The sequence below is a fragment of the Thermoflexus sp. genome, assembly GCF_025055495.1.
Classification (GTDB): Bacteria; Chloroflexota; Anaerolineae; order Thermoflexales; family Thermoflexaceae; genus Thermoflexus.
In genome coordinates this window covers 1-3,350 of record NZ_JANWXB010000280.1, presented here as the reverse complement: position 1 = coordinate 3,350, position 3,350 = coordinate 1, and the positions used below count along the sequence as shown (strand labels likewise).

At 65.8% G+C, this 3,350-nt stretch carries 2 protein-coding genes; both read right to left on the bottom strand.

Going from position 1 to position 3,350, the window contains the following annotated elements; genetic code table 11:
* Positions 1 to 107: 107 nt before the first annotated feature.
* Positions 108 to 2,462 (bottom strand): molybdopterin cofactor-binding domain-containing protein, encoded by a 2,355-nt coding sequence (locus tag NZM16_RS09010; protein WP_295480025.1) that lies wholly within the window; start codon positions 2,460 to 2,462, stop codon positions 108 to 110.
* A gap of 48 nt (positions 2,463 to 2,510) precedes the next feature.
* Complete coding sequence (locus tag NZM16_RS09005; protein ID WP_295453086.1) at positions 2,511 to 2,987, bottom strand: (2Fe-2S)-binding protein; 477 nt, start codon at positions 2,985 to 2,987, stop codon at positions 2,511 to 2,513.
* Between the last annotated feature and the right edge of the window lie 363 nt (positions 2,988 to 3,350).

Sequence of the window (3,350 nt, the reverse complement as noted above, 5' to 3'; positions counted from 1 at the left end):
GTCGTCGCCCTATTTTAATCAATGGCCGCCGTATACATCGCCCCCTCCTCTCCGGTTGGGCTGGGGGCGGGGCGGGACGGGCCCCCGGCCCTTCCCGCCCGGACAGGTCAGGCCGCGCGGGCCTCCTGGATGGCCCGCCAGATCCGCTCCGGGGTGAGCGGCATATCGATGTGCCGGATCCCGAAGGGCGCCAGGGCATCCATCACCGCGTTGACCACCGCCGCGGTCGCCGCGATGGTGCCCGTCTCGCCGATCCCCTTCACCCCCAGCGGGTTGTGAGGGCAGGGCGTCACCGTGTGGTCGATCTCAAAGGACGGCAGATCGTCCGCCCGGGGGAGCGCGTAATCCAGCATGGAGGCGGAGAGGAGCTGGGCGCTCTCATCGTAGACCGCGCTCTCGAACAGCGCCTGGCCGACCCCCTGGGCGATGCCGCCGTGGACCTGGCCTTCCGCGATGAGCGGGTTGATGATCCGCCCGGCGTCGTCCACCGCTACATAGCGCAGGATCTTCACCTTCCCGGTCTCGGGATCCACCTCCACTACGGCGATGTGGGTGCCGAAGGGGAAGGTGAAGTTCTTCGGATCATAGAAGGAGGAGGCCTCCAGGCCGGGCTCTAGGCCGGGCGGATAGTTATGGGCCAGATAGGCCTGGAGGGCTACCTCCTGGAAGGTCTTGAAGCGATCCGGCACGCCCTTCACGTAGAACTTGCCGTCCTCAAAGACCACGTCCTCCTCGGCGGCCTCCAGGAGATGCGCGGCGATCTTGCGGGCCTTTTCCTTGATCTTCTGGAGGCTCAGGACGATGGCGCTGCCGCCCACCGGGGCGCTGCGGCTACCGTAGGTCCCCATCCCGAAGGGAACGCTTCCCGTGTCCCCATGGACGATCTCCACGTCCTCGATGGGGAGGCCCAGCTCATCGGCCACGATCTGGGCGAAGGCGGTCTCGTGGCCCTGGCCGTGGGTGTGGGAGCCGGTGTAGACCGTCACCTTGCCGGTGGGGTGCACACGGACCAGGGCGCTCTCCCAGAGGCCGGCCTGGGCGCCCAGGGAGCCGACGACCTGGGAGGGGGCGATGCCGCAGGCCTCGATGTAGCAGGAGAAGCCGATGCCGATGTAGCGGCCCTGCTTCCGCCATTCTTCCTGTTGCCGGCGCAGCTCTTTGTAGTTAACGATCTCCAGCGCCTTGTTCAGAGCTCCCTCATAATTGCCGCTGTCATACTGGAGGGCCACCGGCGTCTGGTAGGGGAACTTGTCCGGCGGGATGAAATTCTTGCGCCGGAACTCCGCCGGATCCTCCCCCAGCTCCTGGGCCATCCGGTCCATCAGCCGCTCCACCACGTAGGTGGCCTCCGGCCGCCCAGCCCCCCGATAGGCGTCCACCGGGGTGGTATGGGTGAAGACCCCGGCCACCTCACAGTAGATCGTCGGGATCTCATACTGGCCGGAGAGCAACGTGCCGTAGAGGTAGGTAGGGATGGCCGGAGCGAACGTGGATAGGTAAGCGCCCAGGTTGGCGATGGTCTTCACCCGCATCCCCAGGATCTTGCCCTTCTCATCCACGGCCAGCTCGGCCTCGGTGATATGGTCGCGGCCGTGGGCATCGCTCACGAAGCTCTCCCGCCGCCGCGCCGTCCACTTCACCGGCCGGCCCACCTGTTTGGCGGCCCAGGTGACGATCGTTTCTTCTGGATAAAGGAAGATCTTGCTGCCGAAGCCGCCGCCCACATCGGGGGAGATCACCCGCAGCTTGTGTTCAGGGATCCCCAGGACGAAGGCGGCCAGGAGCAGCCGGTGGACGTGGGGGTTCTGGCTGGTCACCCAGAGGGTGTATTCATCGGTGGCCGGGTTGTACTGGGCCATCGCCGCCCGAGGCTCGATGGCGTTGGGGATCAGCCGCTGGTTGACCAGCTCCAGCTTCACCGTCCGATGGGCCCGGCGGAAGGCCTCCTCTGTCTTCTCCCGATCGCCGATGGACCATCGGAAGCAGACATTGTCGGGGGCCTCGTCATGGACGGAGGGGGCGCCGGATTGGAGAGCTTTCGCCGCATCGGCGACCGCCGGGAGGGGTTCATACTCCACCTCGACCAGCTCCGCGGCGTCCTCCGCCGTGTAACGATCTTGGGCGATCACCACCGCCACGATCTCCCCGACGTGGCGGACCTTATCCACAGCCATCGGATAATGCGGTGGAAGCCTCATCCCGGGGAGCAGCCAGCCGCAGGGGAGGGATTTCACCCCGCTGTCCACCATCTCCTTCCCGGTGAACACCGCGATCACCCCGGGATGTTGCAGGGCTTTCTCTTTGCGGATGGCCCGGATCCGGGCGTGGGCGTGGGGACTGCGCACCATCGCCGCGTAGACCAGGCCAGGCAGGGTGAGGTCATCCACATACGTGCCGCGCCCGGTGATGAAGCGCGGATCCTCCCGCCGTTTCATCGCCACACCGAAATAGCGCGTCGCCATCGCCGCCCTCCTTATTACCGGGACATAGATGGGGGGAGAACGAATCCTTCAGGCTGGCATACGAAGCTTCTCCGCCGCGTAGCGCACCGCCCGGACGATGTTATGATAGCCGGTGCAGCGGCAGTAGTTGCCCTCCAGGGCCAGACGGATCTCCTCATCGGTCGGGTCCGGGTTGCGCTGCAGGAGGTCGTAAGCCGCGAGGATCATGCCGGGGGTGCAGAAGCCGCACTGGAGGCCGTGCATCTCCCAGAAGCCTTCCTGGAGCGGGTGGAGTTGCCCATCCCGCGCCAGCCCCTCAATCGTGGTGATCTGAGCCCCATCCGCCTGGACGGCGAAAACCGTGCACGATTTCACGGCCTTCCCGTCCATCAGGACCACGCAGGCGCCGCACTGGCTGGTATCGCACCCTACGTGGGTCCCGGTCAGCCCCAGGACTTCCCGGAGGAAATGCACCAGAAGCATCCGGGGCTCCACCTCTCGCTGATAGACCTGGCCGTTCACCGTGACCGTCACCGGGATTTTCATGGGCCCCTCCTGAGCCAGAAGATTTAGAAATGAACATTACACCTCAGGGGTTGCGCAATTGGCCTCCTACAGGGGCTTTGGGTGCAGAGCCAGGCACCTGGCTCCGCACCCAAAAGGATTGGGTAGGGTTTCCTCGGGACGGATCGCACCTCCGATTTCGCAAGGAGTTTTGGGCGGGTGGGGGCGCCGTTTGCGGCCGCACCCCCCCCAAAACGAGTGGGAGTTGGGCGGGTGGGTCCATACGGGGGCTTTTTGGGGGGCGGGGGTGGGGATCCCGGGGGTGGGGTGTCATCGCTTGAAGCGGATCGCGCAGCATTTTGGGTCGTTGCAGGCGGCATGGCTGGCTTCGCCGGTGGAGTTGCA

Excerpts from the sequence above, each read along its gene's own strand:
- NZM16_RS09010 (WP_295480025.1), bottom strand. The coding sequence starts at position 2,462 with ATGGCGACGCGCTATTTCGGTGTGGCGATGAAACGGCGGGAGGATCCG.
- NZM16_RS09005 (WP_295453086.1), bottom strand. The coding sequence starts at position 2,987 with ATGAAAATCCCGGTGACGGTCACGGTGAACGGCCAGGTCTATCAGCGA.